Raw genomic sequence first — 19,561 nt, forward strand, 5'->3', positions numbered from 1 at the left:
CACGAAAGGACTCCCGATGCACCTCAGGACGACCAGGACCGCACGCCGGCGCGACGAGCGCGGGGACGTGCCCGGCTGGGTGATGGTGACGCTGATGACGGCGATCGTCGTCGCGGCGCTCACGCCCGTCGTCAGGGACCAGCTGCTCTCCCTGCTCGACAACGCCTTCTCGATGGTCCGCGGCTAGGCGATGTCCCGCTCCGGCGCCGACCGGGAGCGCGGGGCGGCCGTCGTCGACTTCGTCTGGGTCGTGCTGGTCCTGCTGCCCCTCGTGATCGGCATCCTCCAGCTCGCCCTCGTGCTCCACGTCCGCAACACCCTGGCGGCGGCCGCGGGGGAGGGTGCGCGCCACGCGGCCGTGGTCGGCAGCTCGGCCGACGCCGGGCGCGCCAAGGTGGAAGAGCTCGTCGACGGCGCGCTCTCGGAGGAGTTCGTCAGCGAGGTCGTGGTCCGCCCGGCCCGCGTCGGCGGCGCGCCCGGCTACGAGGCGGTCGTCGAGGCCGACGTGTCGCTCCTCGGGATCGGCGGCGCCAGCATCCACGTACGGGTCGTCGGCCACGCCGTCGCCGAGCAGGCGGTCGCGCGGTGAGGCGCCCGCTGCGGCGCGACGACCGCGGATCGGCCCTGGTCGAGCTGACCTGGCTGTCGATCATCCTCCTCGTCCCGCTGATCTGGATCGTCATGTCGGTGTTCGAGGTCCAGCGTGGCGCCTTCGCCACCAGCGCCGCGGCGCGTGCGGCCGGACGGGCGTACGCACTGGCGCCGGACGACGCGACCGGCGAGGCCCGGGCCCGGGCGGCTGTCGCCCAGGTGCTGGCCGACCAGGGCGTGGAGGGCCAGACGGCCGACGTGGAGTTCTCCTGCCGGGCGCCGGGCGACAACTGCCACGTCGGGACGTCGGTCATCACCGTCCGCGTCGACTCCCGGGTCGACCTCCCGTTCTCCCCGGAGATCCTCGGCCGCCAGGCCGCGACCTTCGCCCTCGACGCCAGCCACACGGTGCCGATCGGGCAGTACGTCGAGAGCTCCGACGCGGGCGACGACGAGGAGCCGGGGCGGTGACACGGTCACGGGACGAGGCCGGTCAGGCGACCCTGCTGATCATCGGCTTCGCGAGCATCGTGCTGATGGCGATCGTCGCGGTCATCGACGCCTCGTCGGCCTACCTCCAGCGCCAGGGCCTCGACACCCTCGCCGACGGCGCCGCGCTGCACGGCGCCGACCTCGGGTCGACCGGGATCTACGAGCAGGGCCTCGACGCCGAGCGGCTGCTCCAGCAGGAGGCCGCGGTCGACGCCGCCGTGCGCGACTACCTGGCTCGCGCCGGCGCGGGCGAGAAGTTCCCCGGCATCGACGTCGCGGTCAGCGTCGACCGCACCTCGCGGTCGGTCACCGTGCGCCTGGTCGCGCCGCTCGACCTGCCGCTCACCATCCCGGGCTCGCCGAGCCGCCCCACGGTCGGGGCGAGCAGCACGGCCGCGGTCACCGTGCAGCCCTGATCGCCAGCACTAAAACAGGCAGTTCGTCACCGGCTGGGCGCCGCGCACGCTCAGGGACGGAGCTCAGCCGGCGAACTGCCTTCCGAAGGAGCGACCGAGCGCTGGTGACGGTCGTCACCGGGCCCCCACCCCGGTGGATGGTCGGCCCAGCCGGAGGGCCGGAAATGCCAGTAGCGTCGTTGCCATGACGGAGACCTGGCCGGGTTCGGCCTACCCCCTCGGCGCCACGTACGACGGCAGCGGCACCAACTTCGCCCTCTTCAGCGAGGTCGCCGAGCGCGTCGAGCTGTGCCTCGTCGACGAGGACACCGACGGCACCCGCACCGAGACCCGCGTCGAGCTCACCGAGGTCGACGCGTTCGTGTGGCACGCCTACCTCCCGGGCGTGCAGCCCGGCCAGCGCTACGGCTTCCGCGTGCACGGCCCGTGGGACCCCGACCAGGGCCTGCGCTGCAACCCCAACAAGCTGCTGCTCGACCCCTACGCCAAGGCGACGGTCGGGGAGTACGAGTGGGACCGCTCGGTCTTCTCCTACGACTTCGACGACCCCGAGACGACCAACGACGACGACTCGCTCCAGCACGTGATGCTCGGCGTCGTCATCAACCCGTTCTTCGACTGGGAGGGCGAGGCCCGCCCGCGCACGCCCTACCACGAGACGCTGGTTTACGAGGCGCACGTCAAGGGCCTCACCCAGCTCCACCCCGACGTCCCGGAGAACCTCCGCGGCACCTACGCCGGCATCGCCCACCCGGCCGTCGTCGAGCACCTCACCCGGCTCGGCGTCACCGCGATCGAGCTGATGCCGGTCCACCAGTTCGTCCAGGACGACGCGCTGGTCCAGAAGGGGCTGCGCAACTACTGGGGCTACAACACGATCGGTTTCTTCGCCCCGCAGGAGTCCTACGCCGCCACGACCGGCCTCGGCCAGCAGGTCCAGGAGTTCAAGGCGATGGTCAAGGCGCTCCACGCCGCCGGCATCGAGGTCATCCTCGACGTGGTCTACAACCACACCGCCGAGGGCAACCACCTCGGGCCGACGCTGTCCATGAAGGGCATCGACAACGCGGCCTACTACCGCCTCGTCGAGGACGACCTGCAGTACTACATGGACTACACGGGCACCGGGAACTCGCTCAACGTCCGTCACCCGCACTCGCTCCAGCTGATCATGGACTCGCTGCGCTACTGGGTGACCGAGATGCACGTCGACGGCTTCCGCTTCGACCTCGCCGCGACGCTGGCCCGCGAGTTCTACGACGTCGACAAGCTGTCCACCTTCTTCGAGCTCGTGCAGCAGGACCCGGTGGTCAGCCAGGTCAAGCTGATCGCCGAGCCCTGGGACATCGGCCCCGGCGGCTACCAGGTCGGCGGCTTCCCGCCCCAGTGGACCGAGTGGAACGGCGCCTACCGCGACACCGTGCGCGACTTCTGGCGCGGCGAGCCCGCGCTCGGCGAGTTCGCCTCCCGCGTCGCCGGCTCCTCCGACCTCTACGAGAACTCCGGTCGCCGCCCCTTCGCCAGCATCAACTTCGTCACCGCCCACGACGGCTTCACGCTGCGCGACCTCGTGTCCTACGACGAGAAGCACAACGAGGCCAACGGCGAGGACAACAACGACGGCGAGAGCCACAACCGCTCGTGGAACCACGGCGTCGAGGGTCCGACCGACGACGCGCACGTCAACGCCCTGCGCTCGCGCGAGCAGCGCAACTTCATCACCACGCTGCTGCTCAGCCAGGGCGTCCCGATGCTGCTGCACGGCGACGAGCTCGGCCGCACGCAGGACGGCAACAACAACGGCTACGCCCAGGACAACGAGCTGACCTGGGTGCACTGGGACCAGGCCGACCACGGCCTCATCGAGTTCACCGCCGCCGTCTCCCGTCTGCGTCGCGAGCACCGCACGTTCCGCCGCCGCCAGTTCTTCACCGGGCAGGCCGACGAGAACGGGCTCGACGACATCGTCTGGCTGCACCCCGACGGCCGGCCGATGGAGGAGGGCGACTGGGACAGCGGCCAGAAGTCGCTCGGGATGTACCTCAACGGCGACGCGATCAACACCCGCGACTCCCGCGGCAAGGCGATCACCGACGACCACTTCCTCCTCTTCTTCAACGCCGACGGCGAGCGCGAGGTGACCCTCCCGCCGGCCGAGTACGCCGAGGCGTGGGACGTCCTCATCGACACCGGCGGCGTGGCCGACGAGCGCGGCACCTGCCCGGCCGGATCCACGCTGCCGCTCGGCGAGCGGTCCACCCTCGTGCTGCGCGAGCACGTCGAGCCGGTGGTCGAGGAGACCGACAAGTCGGTGTCCGCATCGTTGAGCGCCCCGGCGGGAACCGAGGCGCCGTGACCGCACCCGAGCGTCGTACGCCGCACAGCACCTACCGCCTCCAGGTCAGCCCCGACTTCACGCTGCACGACGCGACGCGGGTCCTGCCCTACCTCCACGACCTCGGCGTCGACTGGGTCTACCTCTCGCCGCTGCTGGCCTCCGAGCCGGGCAGCACCCACGGCTACGACGTCGTCGCCTTCGACCACGTCGACCCCGAGCGTGGGGGAGAGGAGGGCCTCGCCGCCCTGTCCGCCGAGGCGCGACGGCTCGGGATGGGCGTGCTGGTCGACATCGTCCCCAACCACGTCGGCGTCGCCACGCCGGAGGAGGACCCGTGGTGGTGGGACGTGCTCAAGCTCGGCCGCGCCTCGGAGCACGCCAACGCCTTCGACGTCGACTGGGCGGCCGGCGACGGCCGGATCCTGATCCCGGTCGTCGGTGACGACGACGAGGGCGCGATCCGGGTGACGAGGACCGAGGTGCGCTACCACGACCAGCGCTTCCCGCTCGCGCCCGGCACGAGCACGCTGGAGGAGCAGCACTACGAGCTGGTCAGCTGGCGCGCCGCCGACGAGGACCTCAACTACCGCCGGTTCTTCGCGGTCAACACCCTGGCCGCGGTCCGGGTCGAGGACCCCGAGGTCTTCGCGCAGACCCACGTCGAGGTCAAGCGCTGGTTCGACGAGGGGCTCGTCGACGGCCTGCGGGTCGACCACCCCGACGGCCTGCGCGACCCCAAGCGCTACCTCGACGACCTCGCCGCGCTCACCGGCGGGGCGTACGTCCTGGTCGAGAAGATCCTCGAGCCGGGGGAGGAGCTGCCCGCCGACTGGGCCACCGCCGGGACCACCGGCTACGACGCGCTCGCGCTCGTCGACCGGGTGCTCACCGACCCCGCTGGGGAGGCTCCGCTCACCGCGCTCGAGGACCGGCTCCGCGGCGCGCCGGTCGACTGGGAGCGGATGGTCCACGACATGAAGCGCGCGGTCGCCGACGGCATCCTGCACTCCGAGGTCCTGCGGATCACCCGCGAGGTCGCCCGGGTGGTGGACGACGTCGACGAGGACGCCGTCGCCGACGCGGTCGGCGAGCTGCTGGCCTGCTTCCCGGTCTACCGGTCGTACCTCCCCGAGGGCCGCGACCACCTCGACGCCGCCTTCGCCCGCGCCCGCGAGGAGCGCCCCGACCTCGCGGAGACGTTCGACGTCCTCGAGCCGGTGCTGCACGACGAGTGGGGCCAGCCCGCACGGCGCTTCCAGCAGACCTCCGGCATGGTGATGGCCAAGGGCGTGGAGGACTGCTCGTTCTACCGCTGGTCCCGCCTGACCTCGCTCAACGAGGTCGGCGCCGACCCGTCCGTCTTCGCGGTCTCCGTCGACGACTTCCACGGCGCGATGGCAGACCGGCAGCGTGACTGGCCCGACGCGATGGTCACGCTGTCCACCCACGACACCAAGCGCGGCGAGGACGTCCGCGCCCGGATCACCGTCCTCGCCGAGGAGCCCGGCCACTGGGAGCGCGCGCTCGACGAGCTGCTGCGCCTCGCGCCGGTGCCCGACCCGGGCTTCGGGTCCCTCCTGTGGCAGGCCGTCCTCAGCGCGTGGACGCCCGACCACCTGCCCGACCTGCGCGAGCGGCTGCACGGCTATGCCGAGAAGGCGATGCGGGAGGCCGGTGACCGCACCACCTGGACCGAGCCCGACGAGGCGTACGAGGCGGCCGTGCACGCCGCGGTCGACGCCGTCTTCGACTCCGACGAGGTCCGCGCCGTGCTGGCCGACCTCGCCGCCCGGATCGACGCGCCCGCACAGGCCAACTCCCTCGCCGCCAAGCTGCTGGCGATCACGATGCCCGGCGTCCCGGACGTCTACCAGGGCAGCGAGCTGTGGGAGACCTCGCTCGTCGACCCCGACAACCGGCGCCCGGTCGACTTCGACCACCGCGCCGCCGTGCTGGCCGGGACCGCCGAGGACGACGCGGCCACCAAGCTCCACGTCACCTGCACCGCGCTGACGCTGCGCCGCGAGCGGCCGGGGCTGTTCACCGGATACGCCCCCGTCGCTGCCACCGGCGAGCGGGCCGGGCACGTCGTCGCCTTCGACCGCGGCGGCGCGATCACCGTCGCCACCCGGCTCCCGGTCGGCCTCGCCGCCGCCGGCGGCTGGGGCGAGACCACCCTCGGCCTCCCCGAAGGGCGGTGGCACGACGTGCTCACCGGCCTCGACACCGACGGCCGCCTGGCCGACCTGCTGGCGGTCCACCCGGTCGCCCTGCTGGTGAGGAAGGACTCGTGATGCGGGGACCGTACGACGTCTGGGCGCCGCGCCCGCAGCGGGTGCGGCTGCGGATCGGTGCGGAGACCCTCGAGATGAGCCGCGGCGCCGACGACTGGTGGACCCCGGTCGAGCCGGTGCCGGACGGCGAGGCCGACTACGGCTACCTCCTCGACGACGACCCCGACCCGCGGCCCGACCCGCGCTCGCGACGCCAGCCCGGCGGAGTGCACGAGCTGTCGCGACGGGACGTGACGACGTACGAGTGGCAGGACTCCGGGTGGACCGGCCGCCAGCTCGCCGGGTCGGTCATCTACGAGCTGCACGTCGGGACCTTCACCCCGGGCGGCACCCTCGACCACGCGATCGAGCGACTCGACCACCTCGTCGACCTCGGCGTCGACCTGGTCGAGGTGATGCCGGTCAACGCCTTCAACGGCACGCACAACTGGGGCTACGACGGCGTCGCGTGGTTCGCGGTCGCCGAGCCCTACGGCGGTCCCGACGCCTATCGCCGCTTCGTCGACGCCTGCCACGCACGCGGGCTCGGCGTGGTGCAGGACGTGGTGCACAACCACCTCGGCCCGTCCGGCAACTACCTGCCGCTGTTCGGGCCGTACCTCAAGGAGGGGCGCAACACCTGGGGCGACCTGGTCAACCTCGACGGCGAGGGGTCCGCCGAGGTGCGCCGCTACATCCTCGACAACGTGCGGATGTGGTTCGAGGACTACCACGTCGACGCGCTGCGGCTCGACGCCGTGCACGCGCTGAGCGACACCTCCGAGGTCCACCTGCTGGAGGAGATGGCGATCGAGACCGCCGCCCTCTCGGCCCACCTGCGCCGCCCGCTCACGCTGATCGCCGAGTCCGACCTCAACGACGCGCGGATGGTCACGCCCCGCGAGGGTGGGGGCCGCGGGCTCGACGCGCAGTGGAGCGACGACTTCCACCACGCGGTCCACGTCGCGCTGAGCGGCGAGACCACGGGCTACTACGCCGACTTCGAGCCGCTCGAGGCGCTGGCGAAGGTGTGCGAGCGCGGGTTCTTCCACGACGGGACGTTCTCCTCCTTCCGCGGTCGCGACCACGGTCGGCCCGTCGACACCGACCACATGCCGACGTGGCGGCTGGTCGTGGCCAACCAGAACCACGACCAGGTCGGCAACCGCGCCCGCGGCGACCGGCTCGCCGAGCACCTCGACGACGACCAGCTCGCCTGCGCCGCCCTGCTCACCCTCGCCGGACCGTTCACCCCGATGCTGTTCATGGGGGAGGAGTGGGCCGCCTCCACGCCGTTCGCCTTCTTCACCTCCCACCCCGAGCCGGAGCTCGGGAAGGCCACCGCCGAGGGCCGGGTCGCGGAGTTCGAGCAGATGGGCTGGGACCCCGACGACGTGCTCGACCCGCAGGACCCCGAGACGTTCCGACGCTCGCGGCTCGACTGGGACGAGCTCTCCACGGGCCGGCACGCCGTCGTCCTCGACTGCTACCGCCGGCTCGCCCGGCTGCGCCGCGAGCTCCCGCAGCTCACGGACCCGTCCTTCGGCGCGGTCGCCTGCGAGGTGCAGGGCCGGTTGTTCACGATGCGCCGCGGCGACCTGCTGGTCGTGGTCAACGCGGGGGAGACCGAGGTCAGCCTCGACGTCGACGCGTCCGAGGTGCTCTTCGCGACGCCGTCCGGGGTCGAGCTGGACGCCGGGACCCTCGTCGTCCCGGCGCACGGAGGCACACTCCTGCGATAGGCGGGGCGGTTCCGCAACTTTTTACCCTTCTGCATAGTCTCCCTGTCCGTACGGGCCTCGACGAGGCCGAACGAACACGACGACGGGGACTCCCATGAACCGCACCATCACCTGGGCCGCGACCGCGGCCCTCGCCCTCAGCCCCCTCGCCCTCGCGGCGTCGAGCACCGCGGCGCCCGCCGTGCACGCGAAGGCGGGCAAGTCCTACTCGGTGACCGCGAAGGTCAACAAGGACGTCGCGATCGCCAAGGAGGACACGGTCAAGGTCAAGGGCCGCGTGTCGCCCAAGGCCAAGGGCCAGAAGGTCATCCTCCAGCAGCGCGTCGGCAACAAGAAGAAGTGGACCGTCACCGGCTCCGCGAAGATCAAGAAGAACGGCACCTACAAGCTGACCGACAAGCCGTCCACCCCCGGGTCGCGCGAGTACCGCGTCCTCAAGCCCGGGTCGAACGGCATCAAGAAGGGCTTCAGCAAGCCGGTCGAGGTCCAGGTCTACCGCTGGGAGAACCTCGCCTACCGCACCGCCGGCCCGAGCACGAACATCGCCGCAGGCGGCGTGAACATCGGCGCGCAGTTCTACGGCGCCAGCCTGTTCACCTCGGCCGCGAACACCGCGTCGACCATCGAGTACACGCTGGGCCGCAAGTGCACCCAGCTGCGCGCGAGCTACGCCCTCAGCGACGAGTCCGCCACCGGCGCGACCGGTGCGGTCACCGTGAGCGCCGACGGCACCGTCGTCGTCGCCCACGACCTCGCGGTCGGCACCATCTTCGCCGACGAGACCGTCGACATCTCCGACGCGTTCCGCCTGAAGATCGACGCCGTGGCCACGGCTCCCGCCACGGCCCCGACGGCCGCCACCGCCGCGGTCGCCACCCCCGAGGTCCTCTGCACCCGCTGATCACCTCCTGATCGCGGCACGACCGCACGGTCCGCAACGGCGGGCACCACCGGGAATCACAGGCCCGGTCGGTGCCCGCCGTTGCTCGTCCCGGGGGCGGACGACCACAGCAGGCAGTTCGGGCTCGGGCACCGCAGGCCCACGCGTGGTCGCGGTCGCTCGCCATCGAACTGCCTACTTCCGTGGCTCGGGCGTGCTGATGTGATCCCCGCAGCGACGGTGATCGGGCGCCTCGGGGGTGGTGGCCGTAGTGTTTGCTCTCGTGGCAGGCATCGACTTCGACCAAGAGATCAAGCAGCTCCAGGCGACCATGAAGACCATCGGTCAGGTCCTCGACCTGGACAAGATGCGCGGCGAGATCGCCGACCTCGGCGAGCAGGTCGCCGCCCCCGACCTCTGGGACGACGTCGAGAGCGCCACCCGGATCACCGGGCGCCTCTCCGCCCTCCAGGGCGAGATGGACCGCTACACCGGGCTCGAGGCCCGCATCGAGGACCTCGGGCTGATGGTCGAGATGGCCCAGGAGGAGGGCGACGCCGACACGCTCGCCGACTCCGAGGCCGAGCTCGCGCGGATCAAGAAGTCGGTGGAGTCCCTCGAGATCCGCACGCTCCTGTCCGGTGAGTACGACGAGCGCGAGGCGATCGTGACGATCCGCTCCGGCGCCGGTGGCGTCGACGCCGCCGACTTCGCCGAGATGCTGATGCGGATGTACACGCGCTGGGCCGAGCAGCACAAGTACGGCGTCGAGGTCTACGACGTGTCCTACGCCGAGGAGGCGGGCATCAAGTCCGCCGAGTTCGCCATCCACGCCCCCTACGCCTACGGCACCCTGTCGGTCGAGGCCGGCACCCACCGCCTCGTGCGGATCAGCCCGTTCGACAACCAGGGCCGCCGGCAGACCTCGTTCGCCGCCGTCGAGGTCGTGCCGGTGCTCGAGCAGACCGACGAGGTCGAGGTCGACGAGAACGACCTGCGCGTCGACGTCTTCCGCTCCGGCGGCCCGGGCGGCCAGTCGGTCAACACCACCGACTCCGCCGTGCGCCTCACCCACATCCCCACCGGCATCGTCGTGTCCTGCCAGAACGAGAAGTCGCAGCTGCAGAACAAGGCGTCCGCGATGGTCGTCCTCAAGGCCAAGCTGCTCGCCAAGCAGAAGGCCGAGGAGGCGGCGCTCAAGAAGGAGCTCAAGGGCGACGTCGCCGCCAGCTGGGGCGACCAGATGCGCAACTACGTGCTCAACCCCTACCAGATCGTCAAGGACCTGCGCACCGGCTTCGAGTCCGGCAACCCGAGCGCGGTCTTCGACGGCGACCTCGACGACTTCATGGAGGCCGGCATCCGCTGGCGCCGCGGGGCGGAGAAGGTCGACGCCTGACGCGCCGGCCGTAGGCTCCGGCCATGGGACTCTTCAGCAAGCCCGAGGTCGTCGGACTGCAGGTCGGTGACGCCGACCGCGCCCGGGTCGACGCGCTCGAGCGCCGGGTCGCGGCGCTCGAGGCCCAGCTCGCCGGCCTGCTCGCGGCCGGTACGCCGTCCGGCGCGCCCGCAGCGGACGCGCCGGTCGCGGTCGAGCCGTGGCTCGCCGAGGTGCAGGAGCTGCGCCGCGCGGGCAAGACCATCCACGCGATCAAGGTCTACCGCGAGCACACCGGTGTCGGGCTGAAGCAAGCCAAGGACGCCGTCGAGGCGATGCCCGGCTGAGGCCGGCGGAACCTCACTCCCAGGGCAGTCCGAGGGCTGCGCGCAGCTCGTCGGCGACGTCCTGCTCCACCCCGGGCGGCATCGGGCGGTCGGCGCCCTCGACGGCGACGAGGGCGGCGCGGTCGCCCTCGGCGGCGAACCACAGGGCAGCCCTGCCCGCCGCGCCACCGGTGTCGTACGTCGCCACGTGCACGCCGTTGGGCAGCGTCTCGACGCGCATCTGCGCATCGCGGCACGCTCGGAGCTCGGCGAGCATCGTCTCGACCTTCTCCGGGCCGCTCGTGTCGTCCGCGTAGCCCGCGAACCGGTGGGTGACGCCCTGCGGGGTGCCGCCCGCCTCGGTGGACACCGCGCCGGACTGCAGGCTCTCGCCCAGGCACGGGGTGTGGGGCGTGCCGGTGGCGGTCATCCGTGCCGCGGCGTGCCAGCCGGCCAGCGCGCGCTCGACGTCGGCGCCCGGCCAGGCAGGCAGGTCGCCCTTCCCCTCGGGCTGAGGCACGACGTCGTCCGACTCCTGGGTCCAGCCGTCGCGCAGACCCGCCACCAGCGCCTCGGCCACCCGCTCGGCGGTCGCGTCGTCCGCCACCCCGGTGTCGTTGACGACCTGGAGCTCGGCCCGGGCGTCGCCGATCCGGGCCGACCAGACGTCGCCGAGCCACATGTCGTCGGCCGCGTCGCCGTCGGACGGCATGGAGTCGTGGCGGACCTCCACCCCGTCGACGTCGTACGTCGTCGTCGTGCCGCAGGTGTCGGGGGCCGGCAGTGCACGGTCCTGCGCCTCGTCGGCCGTGGTCGCGTCGGCGAACCCCTCGACGACCACGACGGCCGAGGACCCCGAGTGGCTCACGAACCGGGACACGCCGGTGCTGGTCGGCTCGGGCGCGGACGTCGCGCTCGCGGGTGTCGCGCAGGACTCCGCGCCGAAGCTGCCGCCGCCCCACGGCGAGTACCGCTCCCAGTCCTCCCACTCACCGATCCAGCCGTCCGTGGCGGCGGCCAGTGCGTCCCGGTCGAAGCGGGCCGACCCGCCGCCGGCGGCGACGCCGTCGCCCGCCCCGACCAGGCCGGGGACCGCGAGCCCGCCGCCGACGGCCAGCAGGGCGGCGAGGGCGACCCCGCCGACCCGCGTACGCCGGTGGCGGCGGGCGGTGGAGATCGCGGCGGCGGCGCCGGGGGACGGGGCGTGGGCCAGGTCGCGGGTGAACGACGCGAAGGCGTCGTCGAGGCGGGCGTCGAGGCGGGGGTCGAGGTGCTCGTGGTCAGACATGGGTGTGGGCTCCGTTCGGCTCGTCGGCCAGCAGCTGGGCGAGGGCGGTGCGTCCGCGGGAGAGCCGGGCCTTGATGGTGCCGACGGGGGAGTGCTCGATGCGGGCGACCTCGTCGACCGGGAGGTCGGCGAGGTGGTGCAGGACGACGGCGCGGCGCTGGGCCTCCGGGATGCGGAGCAGCGCCTGCACCAGCGCCGTCGAGGTCTCGTCCGGGGGCGGCGCGGGGTCGCCGGGCCGGGAGCGGGCCAGCCAGCCGGCGGCGACGCGGCTGCGTCGCCAGCGGCTCACGGACAGCCGGGTCGCCACCTGGCGCACCCACGCGGCCGGCTGGTCGTAGGCCGAGACCCTGCGCCAGTGGGTCCACGCCTTGACGTAGGCCTCCTGGGCGAGCTCCTCGGCCGCGGAGCGGTCCCCGGTGAGCGCGTAGGTCACGGCGAGCGTGCGCGGCCACGTCGCCGAGTAGAACTCCGCGAAGTCGCCCTCGGCGCCGTCGTGCATCCGGTTCCCCCCGTCCGGGCACCCCGAGCGGGTGCCGTCACCCAGCCAACACGCGTCACCAGCCTCACGGGTTGCAGCGCGGCCGGAATTCGCGGATCGCCTCCACCCCTGACGTAGCCTCGACGCCGTGATTCGCTTCGAGAAGGTCACCAAGACCTATCCCGGCCACCCCCACCCGGCGCTCGACAACATCTCCGTCGACGTCGAGAAGGGGGAGTTCGTCTTCCTCGTGGGCTCCTCGGGATCCGGCAAGTCGACCTTCCTGCGGCTGGTCCTGCGTGAGTACCGCCCGACCACCGGGCGCGTCTACGTCGCCGGCAAGGAGATCAACCGGCTGGCGAGCTGGAAGGTCCCGCGGCTGCGTCGCGACATCGGCACCGTCTTCCAGGACTTCCGCCTGCTGCCCAACAAGACGGTCAGCGAGAACGTCGCCTTCGCGCTGCAGGTGATCGGCAAGTCGCGCAAGGAGATCAAGGACGTCGTCCCCGAGACCCTCGAGCTGGTGGGCCTCGGCGGCAAGGGCGACCGGATGCCCGACGAGCTCTCCGGCGGCGAGCAGCAGCGCGTCGCGGTGGCGCGCGCGTTCGTCAACCGGCCGATGATCCTCATCGCCGACGAGCCCACCGGAAACCTCGACCCGACCACGTCGGTCGGGATCATGAAGCTGCTCGACCGGATCAACCGGACGGGCACCACGGTGGTGATGGCCACCCACGACGCCGGCATCGTCGACCAGATGCGCAAGCGCGTCATCGAGCTCGAGAACGGCCACGTCGTGCGCGACCAGGCGCAGGGCGTCTACGGCCACCAGAACTGACCTCCCCACCAGCCACAGCAGACAGCAGATCGAGAGCCTCCCCTCCATGCAGCTTCGCTACGTCTACTCCGAGCTCGGCCAGGGCCTGCGCCGCAACCTGTCGATGCACCTCGCGGTGGTGCTCACCCTCTTCGTGTCGCTGACCCTCGTCGGGCTCGGCGTGATGTTCAACCAGCAGGCCGCCAAGGCCGCCGAGCAGTGGGGCAACCAGCTGCAGATCACGGTCTACCTCTGCCGGGTCAACGACAGCAGCGCGGTGTGCCCCAACGCGGTCACCGACGAGCAGAAGTCCGCGATCGCTGCGGTCGTCGACGACAACCCGGAGGTCGCCGACTACCACTTCGAGTCCAGCGAGCAGGCGCTCGACAAGGCGCGCGAGCTCTACGGCGACGAGCTGTTCTCCGGCGACAACCCGGCGATCACCGCCGACGACATGCCGCAGACCGTGTGGATCACGCTCGACGACCCCGAGCAGTACGAGGGCATCACCAGCGCCGTCCAGGGCCTCGACGGGGTGTCGAAGGTGCGCGACATGCGCGAGCAGGTCGCCCCGATCCTCGACTCGATCAACATGCTCCAGTGGGTCGCCCTCGGCACCGCCGCCTTCCTGGTGTTCGCGGCCTTGCTGCTGGTGGCCAACACCATCCGGCTGGCGGCGTTCGCGCGGCGCAAGGAGATCGGGATCATGCGCCTGGTGGGCGCCTCGACGCTCTACATCGCGCTGCCCTTCCTGCTCGAGGCGCTGGTGACCGCGCTGATCGGCGTCGCGCTGGCTGCTGGCGCGCTCGCGGCGTTCATGCAGTTCGGCATCGACGACCTGTCGCAGAACCGGCTGAAGTTCGTGCCGTGGATCGGCTGGAACGAGACGCTGCTGGCGATGGGGTCGGTCGCGGTGCTCGGTCCGCTGCTCACGCTGCTCCCGACACTCGTGCTGACGCGCAAATACCTCAAAGTCTGATCGGCGCGGGTTAGCGTCTCCTCGACCTCCCGCGCCGGACGGTGGGGGAGGCCACCCTTCCCCGCTTCCCCAACGCAAAGGCTCCCCCCGGTGCGTCCCCTTCCCCGTTTGACGCTGCCCCGTACCGCCCACCGTCGTCTGGCCACCTCGATGGCGCTCGCGATGGCGCTGGGCGTGTCCTCCTTCGCGGTCGCGCAGGCCGCCGACGACCTCAAGGACAAGCAGAAGCAGGTCGAGCGGGAGGTCAAGGGCGCCCAGCGCGACCTCGACGAGTCCAGCGCCGACCTGCAGGCCGCCACGGCCCGGCTCGACGCGGCCAAGGGTCAGCTGGTCACCGCCAAGACCCAGCTCGCCACCGCGCGCGGCAAGGTCGCGGTGGCGCAGGAGCGGGACGCCGAGATGCAGGCCGAGCTCGCCGCGGCCGAGGCCGCGCTGGTCGAGGCCGAGGCCGCGCTCACCCAGGGCCAGGCGGACGCCGAGGCCCAGCGCGAGAAGGTCGCCACGACCGTCGCTGACATGTACTCCGAGGGCGACCCGGAGCTGATCGCGTTCTCCTCGCTGATCGAGGCGGAGTCGACCGAGGAGCTCACCCGCCGCGACGGCGTGCGCGACGTGATCGTCGGCCAGGAGGCGCGCGCGTACGACGAGCTCAAGGCGGCCGAGGTGCTGCTGCAGGTCCAGGAGCAGCAGGTCTCCGACGCCCGCGACGACGTGGCCGCCAAGCGGCAGGCCGCCGCCGACCACCTCACGCTGATGCAGACCCTCGAGGCGGAGGAGCAGGCCGCCAAGGACTCCGTCGTCTCGCTGGTCATCGAGCGCCGCGACGCCCAGGAGGGCGCCCGCAAGGCCCGCGCCCGCGACGCGGCCAAGCTGCGCCAGCACCTCGCGGAGCAGAAGAAGATCGAGGAGATGCTCAAGCGGCGCGCCGCCCGCGCGCTGGCCCGCCAGCGCGCCCACGCCCGCTCGCAGTCCAGCGGCTCGTCGACCGGCCTGCTGCTCAAGCCCGTCGACGGCTACGTCACCTCGCCGTTCGGCTACCGCGAGCACCCGATCTACCACTACTGGGGTCTGCACGACGGCGTCGACTTCGGCGGCGGCTGCGGCACCCCGCTGCGAGCCGCCGCGCCCGGGCGGGTCGTGTCGTCGTACTGGAGCGACGTCTACGGCCACCGGCTGATCATCGACAACGGCGCGATGGCGGGCGTCGGCGTCGCCACGATCTACAACCACGCCAGCAGCTACAACGTCGGCGTCGGCGACCAGGTCCAGGAGGGCCAGGTCATCGGCTACGAGGGCAGCACCGGCTGGTCGACCGGCTGCCACCTGCACTTCACGGTGATGGCCAACGGCAAGGCCGTCGACCCGATGCCCTGGTTCTGACGACCTCGGTGGTTGAGGTGCGAGCGCAGCGAGCCTCGAAACCGCCGTGCACCTGACTGGAACGCTCTGGGACACTGGGGCCATGGCGAAGGAGCAGGGCCAGAAGCTGGTCGCGCAGAACAAGAAGGCGCGCCACGACTACCACATCGAGGACACCTGGGAGGCCGGGCTCGTCCTGATGGGGACCGAGGTCAAGTCGCTGCGCCAGGGCCGTGCCTCGCTGGTCGACGGGTTCGCCGAGATCGACAACGGCGAGGCGTGGCTGCTCGGGGTCCACATCCCCGAGTACAGCCAGGGCACGTGGACCAACCACGCCGCCCGGCGGCGCCGCAAGCTGCTGCTCAACCGCTCCGAGATCGACAAGATCGAGCGCAAGATCACCGACAAGGGCTACACGATCGTCCCGCTGTCGCTCTACTTCAAGGACGGCCGGGCCAAGGTCGAGATCGCCCTGGCCAAGGGCAAGAAGGCCTACGACAAGCGGCACACCCTGGCCGAGCGCCAGGCCAACCGGGAGAAGGTCGAGGCGGTCCAGCGCCGGCTCAAGGGGCACCGGGACTGACCGCGTGACCGACCCGCGCGCGTTCGCCGAGGACCTCGGGATCCCCGGCCTGCATGACCTGCACACCCACTTCCTGCCGCCGCGGGTGATGGCCAAGGTGCGCGCCCAGTTCGACTCCGCGGGCCCGCTGATCGGCCGGCCCTGGCCGCTGCACTACCGCGACGAGGACGACGCGCTGGTCGAGGTGCTGCGCTCGTACGGGGTGCGCCGCTTCACCGCGCTGCCCTACGCCCACAAGCCCGACATGGCCGAGTTCCTCAACGACTGGGCCGCCGGCTTCGCCGAGCGAGTCCCCGAGGCCGCGGTGTGCGGCACGTTCTTCCCCGAGCCGGGAGTGGCGGCGTACGTCGCGGAGCGCAGCGCGACCGTCGAGGTCTGGAAGGTCCACGTGCAGGTCGGGGCGTTCACCGTCACCGACCCGCTGCTCGACGGGGCGTGGGGGATCCTCGCCGAGACCGGTGCCCCGGTCGTGCTGCACGCGGGCAGCGGACCCGTGCCCACCGAGCACACCGGCCCCGGACCCGTCGCCGACCTGCTGCGCCGCCACCCCCGGCTGCGGCTGGTCGTCGCCCACGCCGGCGCGCCGGAGTACGCGGAGTTCCTCGCGCTCGCCGAGGGCCACGAGCGGGTCGCGCTCGACACGACGATGGCGTTCACGCCGTTCTTCGAGGAGATGGGCGGGGCGTACCCGCCCGACCTGCTGCCGCGGCTGCGCGACCTCGGGCTGGCCGGCCGGGTCCACCTCGGCAGCGACTTCCCGAACATCCCCTACCCCTACGCCGTCCAGCTCGACGCCCTCGCGCGGCTCGACCTGGGGGAGGACTGGCTGCGCGCGGTCTGCTGGGACAACACCGTCGCCGTGCTCGGCTGACGTTCCACCCTCGGTGACTGTCCGAGCGGTGTGCCACCCACATTCGTAGCCGTCGGAAGGTGGGTGTGGCACCGCCCCCGGGCGTGTCGTACGCGGGCGCGCCGGTCGGCGGTGCGTCAGCCACATTCGCGACCGCTGGAATGTGGGTGGCTCACCGCCCGCCCCCCACGGGGAAGGCCGTGTGGTCTGGACCGGTCCGGACGACCACCGCCACCCCTTGACGCGGCATAAGTAAGTGCGGTGAACTAACTAATGTGACCCCGCACACACCGGTCGGCCGCCCGCTGCGGCCCCAGGGCAAGCTCCTCCAGGAGGACGCGCGCCGCCACCACCGCTCGCTGCTGCTCCAGCAGCTCTTCCGGGAGGGCCCGGCCAGCCGTGCCGACCTCGCCCGGGCGAGCGGCCTGACCCGCGTAACGGTCTCGGACCTCGTCGGCGAGATGCTCGCCGACGGGCTGGTCACCGAGCTCGGAGCCCCCGCCGAGAGCCGGGTCGGCAAGCCCCCCACGCTCGTCGGCCTGGCGGCGGACTCCCACCACGTCATCGCGCTCGACCTCTCCGAGACCGACCGGATGACCGGCGCCGTGGTCAACCTCGCCGGCACCGTCCTCTCCCACCACACCGTCCACGTCGACGGCGCGGTGGGGGAGCAGGCCGTACGCCTCGTGGTCGAGCTGGTCACCACGCTGCGGGCCATGACCGACCGCCCGGTGCTGGGCATCGGCGTCGGCAGCCCCGGCATCGTCGACAGCGCCGGCACGGTCGTCGACGCGCCCAACCTCGCGTGGACCGACCTGCCGCTGGCGGCCCGCCTCGACGACGAGTTCGACCTGCCGGTCTTCGTCGCCAACGACGCCAACACCGCCGTCCTCGGCGAGCACACCTTCGGCGACTCCGGCGACGGCGGGCTGATGGTCATCAGGGTCGGCACCGGTGTCGGCGCCGGCCTGGTGGTCGGCGGGTCGCTGCTCCACGGCCACCTCGGCGCCGCCGGCGAGATCGGCCACGTCGTCGTCGACCCCGACGGCGAGGCCTGCGCCTGCTCACGCACCGGCTGCCTGGAGACAGTTCTCTCCGCCCCGCGGCTGCGCCGGCGCACCTCCGTGCCGGGCGCCGACGGCGCTGCCGTGCTGGCCGAGGTCGGCACCCGCCTGGGCGAGGTCGTCGCCCCCATCGTGGCCGCGCTCAACCTCCACGAGGTCGTGCTGTCCGGCCCCACCGAGCTGCTCGACGGACCGCTGCTCGACGCAGCGGACCGGACCATCCGCGAACGGACCATGCCGATCAGCTCGGCCGGCCTGACCGTCCGCACCTCCAAGCTGGGCGAGGACGTCGTCGTCGTCGGTGCGGCGGTCCTGGTCCTGGCCGGCGAGCTGGGCGTCTCGTGAACGCCCGCCCCACCACCCCACCCACCGAGAGGACACCCGTGGTGCGCATCAAGAAGACGCTGACCGGACTGGCGGTCACTGCGCTGGCCGTCACCTCGCTCGCCGCGTGCGGCAGCGACGACGACTCGTCGGGCAACAACGACGGCGGGCCGGAGTCGGCCGACATCCGGGTCTGGCTCAACGGCACGGACACCCCGCAGGAGGCCCGTGACTGGCTGAAGAAGACGTTCGAGGAGGACCACCCCGGCTCGACGCTGACGATCGAGCAGCAGGAGTGGGACGGGCTGGTGGAGAAGCTGACCACCTCGCTGTCCAGCGAGTCCGAGACCCCCGACGTCGTCGAGATCGGCAACACCCAGGCGCCGACCTTCACCTCGGCCGGCGCGTTCGCCGACATGACCGACGCGCTCGGCTACCTCGGCGGCGACGACCTGCTGCCGGGCTTCGTCGACGGCGCGACCGTCGACGGAGAGACCTACGCGGTGCCCTACTACGCGGGCTCGAAGTACATCTTCTACCGCAAGGACCTGCTGAAGGACGCGGGCCTCGAGGTCCCGACCACGCTCGACGAGTTCGTCCAGACGGCCGTCGCGCTGAAGAAGGCCAACCCCAAGCCGGCGAACTTCTCCGGCTTCTGGTTCCCCGGCCAGGACTGGCGCAACGGCGCCGCGTTCGTCTGGGCCGCCGGCGGCGACCTGGCGACCGAGGACGGCGGCGAGTGGAGCCCCGCACTCAGCTCGCCCGAGTCGGTCGCGGGCCTCGAGATGGCCCAGGAGCTCTTCGAGCAGGCGTCGGGCGCGCCCAAGGACGGCAACGAGGCCGACCCGTGGACCCCGTTCTGCGCCGGCGAGGTCGGCATGATGTCGACGCCCGGCTGGGTCAAGGGCCTGATCGAGGCCGAGGACACCGGCTGCCCGGACACCTTCGCCAAGCAGATGGGCGTCTTCGCGCTGCCCGGCGCCGACGGCTCCCCGGCCCCGGTGCTGCTCGGCGGCTCGGACATCGCGATCGCCGCGAAGTCCCCCAACCAGGACCTCGCGCAGGACGCGGTCGCGCTGATGCTCAGCGACGACTACCAGACGATCATGGCCGAGGCCGGCCTCACGCCGGCCAAGGAGTCGCTCGCCTCGCTCCTCGGCGACGACGAGTACGCCGCCGCGACCATCGAGGCCGCGTCCAACGCCAAGCTCACGCCGGCCGCGCCCGGCTGGGCCAACGTCGAGGGCTCGCGGGTCCTGGAGGACCTGTTCAGCGCCATCGCCCAGGGCGGTGACGTGACCGAGCTCGCGACCAAGGCCGACGAGCAGATGAGCGGCCAGCTCAACGGCTGACCCACCGATCGGCCCCGGCGGGGGCGGCGCG

Annotated in this window: 19 protein-coding genes; 17 read left to right on the plus strand and 2 right to left on the minus strand. The window is 72.1% G+C overall.

Annotation, left to right across the window (positions count from 1 at the left end):
- The first annotated feature begins 16 nt into the window (after window positions 1–16).
- The 10 genes from KDN32_RS04920 (at window position 17) to KDN32_RS04965 (ending at window position 10,457) form a co-directional block, all read left to right on the plus strand.
- Window positions 17–187: a hypothetical protein gene (locus KDN32_RS04920; RefSeq protein ID WP_211730961.1), complete on the plus strand. Its 171-nt coding sequence runs from the start codon at window positions 17–19 to the stop codon at window positions 185–187.
- Between the two features lie 3 nt (window positions 188–190).
- Entirely contained in the window at window positions 191–589 is a 399-nt protein-coding gene (locus KDN32_RS04925; protein ID WP_211730962.1) for a TadE/TadG family type IV pilus assembly protein, read from the plus strand.
- Window positions 586–1,062, plus strand: a complete 477-nt coding sequence (locus KDN32_RS04930) for a hypothetical protein (RefSeq protein WP_211730963.1) — start codon at window positions 586–588, stop codon at window positions 1,060–1,062. Before KDN32_RS04925 ends, KDN32_RS04930 begins: the two co-directional genes overlap by 4 nt.
- Entirely contained in the window at window positions 1,059–1,499 is a 441-nt protein-coding gene (locus KDN32_RS04935) for a pilus assembly protein TadG-related protein (RefSeq protein ID WP_307853718.1), read from the plus strand. The genes KDN32_RS04930 and KDN32_RS04935 overlap by 4 nt, the downstream gene beginning before the upstream one ends.
- 184 nt (window positions 1,500–1,683) lie before the next feature.
- Window positions 1,684–3,855 (plus strand): glycogen debranching protein GlgX, encoded by a 2,172-nt coding sequence (glgX, locus tag KDN32_RS04940; protein WP_211730964.1) that lies wholly within the window; start codon window positions 1,684–1,686, stop codon window positions 3,853–3,855.
- Window positions 3,852–6,131 carry a malto-oligosyltrehalose synthase gene (treY, locus tag KDN32_RS04945; protein WP_211730965.1) on the plus strand — a complete coding sequence of 760 codons (2,280 nt, stop codon included), beginning with the start codon at window positions 3,852–3,854 and terminating at the stop codon, window positions 6,129–6,131. The genes glgX and treY overlap by 4 nt, the downstream gene beginning before the upstream one ends.
- Window positions 6,131–7,852: a malto-oligosyltrehalose trehalohydrolase gene (gene treZ / locus KDN32_RS04950; protein ID WP_249216649.1), complete on the plus strand. Its 1,722-nt coding sequence runs from the start codon at window positions 6,131–6,133 to the stop codon at window positions 7,850–7,852. Before treY ends, treZ begins: the two co-directional genes overlap by 1 nt.
- Before the next feature lie 94 nt (window positions 7,853–7,946).
- Complete coding sequence (locus KDN32_RS04955) at window positions 7,947–8,753, plus strand: NPCBM/NEW2 domain-containing protein (protein WP_211730967.1); 807 nt, start codon at window positions 7,947–7,949, stop codon at window positions 8,751–8,753.
- 262 nt (window positions 8,754–9,015) lie between these two features.
- The gene (gene prfB, locus KDN32_RS04960; protein ID WP_211730968.1) at window positions 9,016–10,131 is read left to right on the plus strand and encodes a peptide chain release factor 2; all 1,116 of its coding nucleotides are present in this window, start codon (window positions 9,016–9,018) and stop codon (window positions 10,129–10,131) included.
- Between the two features lie 23 nt (window positions 10,132–10,154).
- Entirely contained in the window at window positions 10,155–10,457 is a 303-nt protein-coding gene (locus KDN32_RS04965) for a ribosomal protein L7/L12 (RefSeq protein ID WP_211730969.1), read from the plus strand.
- A 13-nt stretch (window positions 10,458–10,470) separates the two neighbouring features.
- On the opposite strand, the gene KDN32_RS04970 is transcribed toward KDN32_RS04965, so the two are convergent.
- Both KDN32_RS04970 and KDN32_RS04975 read right to left on the minus strand, forming a co-directional pair.
- Window positions 10,471–11,724, minus strand: a complete 1,254-nt coding sequence (locus KDN32_RS04970) for a hypothetical protein (RefSeq protein ID WP_211730970.1) — start codon at window positions 11,722–11,724, stop codon at window positions 10,471–10,473.
- On the minus strand, window positions 11,717–12,223 hold the full coding sequence (locus KDN32_RS04975) for a SigE family RNA polymerase sigma factor (protein WP_211730971.1): 507 nt from the start codon (window positions 12,221–12,223) through the stop codon (window positions 11,717–11,719). Before KDN32_RS04975 ends, KDN32_RS04970 begins: the two co-directional genes overlap by 8 nt.
- A 127-nt stretch (window positions 12,224–12,350) precedes the next feature.
- Here KDN32_RS04975 and ftsE point away from each other — a divergent pair, with 127 nt between their 5' ends.
- The 7 genes from ftsE (at window position 12,351) to KDN32_RS05010 (ending at window position 19,530) form a co-directional block, all read left to right on the plus strand.
- Window positions 12,351–13,040 (plus strand): cell division ATP-binding protein FtsE, encoded by a 690-nt coding sequence (gene ftsE / locus KDN32_RS04980; protein WP_211730972.1) that lies wholly within the window; start codon window positions 12,351–12,353, stop codon window positions 13,038–13,040.
- A 46-nt stretch (window positions 13,041–13,086) separates the two neighbouring features.
- Window positions 13,087–13,998: a permease-like cell division protein FtsX gene (gene ftsX, locus KDN32_RS04985; RefSeq protein ID WP_211730973.1), complete on the plus strand. Its 912-nt coding sequence runs from the start codon at window positions 13,087–13,089 to the stop codon at window positions 13,996–13,998.
- Between the two features lie 108 nt (window positions 13,999–14,106).
- A complete protein-coding gene (locus tag KDN32_RS04990) occupies window positions 14,107–15,378 on the plus strand; it encodes a M23 family metallopeptidase (RefSeq protein WP_211730974.1) in 1,272 nt (423 codons plus the stop codon).
- Window positions 15,379–15,460: 82 nt separating this feature from the next.
- Complete coding sequence (gene smpB / locus KDN32_RS04995; protein WP_211730975.1) at window positions 15,461–15,940, plus strand: SsrA-binding protein SmpB; 480 nt, start codon at window positions 15,461–15,463, stop codon at window positions 15,938–15,940.
- Window positions 15,941–15,944: 4 nt separating this feature from the next.
- A complete protein-coding gene (locus tag KDN32_RS05000; protein WP_307853719.1) occupies window positions 15,945–16,811 on the plus strand; it encodes an amidohydrolase family protein in 867 nt (288 codons plus the stop codon).
- A 254-nt stretch (window positions 16,812–17,065) separates the two neighbouring features.
- Window positions 17,066–18,199 (plus strand): ROK family transcriptional regulator, encoded by a 1,134-nt coding sequence (locus KDN32_RS05005; RefSeq protein ID WP_211730976.1) that lies wholly within the window; start codon window positions 17,066–17,068, stop codon window positions 18,197–18,199.
- Between the two features lie 38 nt (window positions 18,200–18,237).
- Window positions 18,238–19,530 carry an extracellular solute-binding protein gene (locus KDN32_RS05010; RefSeq protein WP_211730977.1) on the plus strand — a complete coding sequence of 431 codons (1,293 nt, stop codon included), beginning with the start codon at window positions 18,238–18,240 and terminating at the stop codon, window positions 19,528–19,530.
- Window positions 19,531–19,561 lie beyond the last annotated feature (31 nt).

The sequence above is a fragment of the Nocardioides palaemonis genome, from assembly GCF_018275325.1.
GTDB classification, from domain to species: domain Bacteria; phylum Actinomycetota; class Actinomycetes; order Propionibacteriales; family Nocardioidaceae; genus Nocardioides; species Nocardioides palaemonis.

Bases quoted from the DNA above. Each gene is read 5' to 3' on its own strand.
- KDN32_RS04920 (WP_211730961.1), top strand. From the start codon at position 17: ATGCACCTCAGGACGACCAGGACCGCACGCCGGCGCGACGAGCGCGGG.
- KDN32_RS04925 (WP_211730962.1), top strand. From the start codon at position 191: ATGTCCCGCTCCGGCGCCGACCGGGAGCGCGGGGCGGCCGTCGTCGAC.
- glgX (WP_211730964.1), top strand. From the start codon at position 1,684: ATGACGGAGACCTGGCCGGGTTCGGCCTACCCCCTCGGCGCCACGTAC.
- treZ (WP_249216649.1), top strand. From the start codon at position 6,131: ATGCGGGGACCGTACGACGTCTGGGCGCCGCGCCCGCAGCGGGTGCGG.
- KDN32_RS04955 (WP_211730967.1), top strand. From the start codon at position 7,947: ATGAACCGCACCATCACCTGGGCCGCGACCGCGGCCCTCGCCCTCAGC.
- KDN32_RS04965 (WP_211730969.1), top strand. From the start codon at position 10,155: ATGGGACTCTTCAGCAAGCCCGAGGTCGTCGGACTGCAGGTCGGTGAC.
- KDN32_RS04970 (WP_211730970.1), bottom strand. From the start codon at position 11,724: ATGTCTGACCACGAGCACCTCGACCCCCGCCTCGACGCCCGCCTCGAC.
- KDN32_RS04975 (WP_211730971.1), bottom strand. From the start codon at position 12,223: ATGCACGACGGCGCCGAGGGCGACTTCGCGGAGTTCTACTCGGCGACG.
- ftsX (WP_211730973.1), top strand. From the start codon at position 13,087: ATGCAGCTTCGCTACGTCTACTCCGAGCTCGGCCAGGGCCTGCGCCGC.
- smpB (WP_211730975.1), top strand. From the start codon at position 15,461: ATGGCGAAGGAGCAGGGCCAGAAGCTGGTCGCGCAGAACAAGAAGGCG.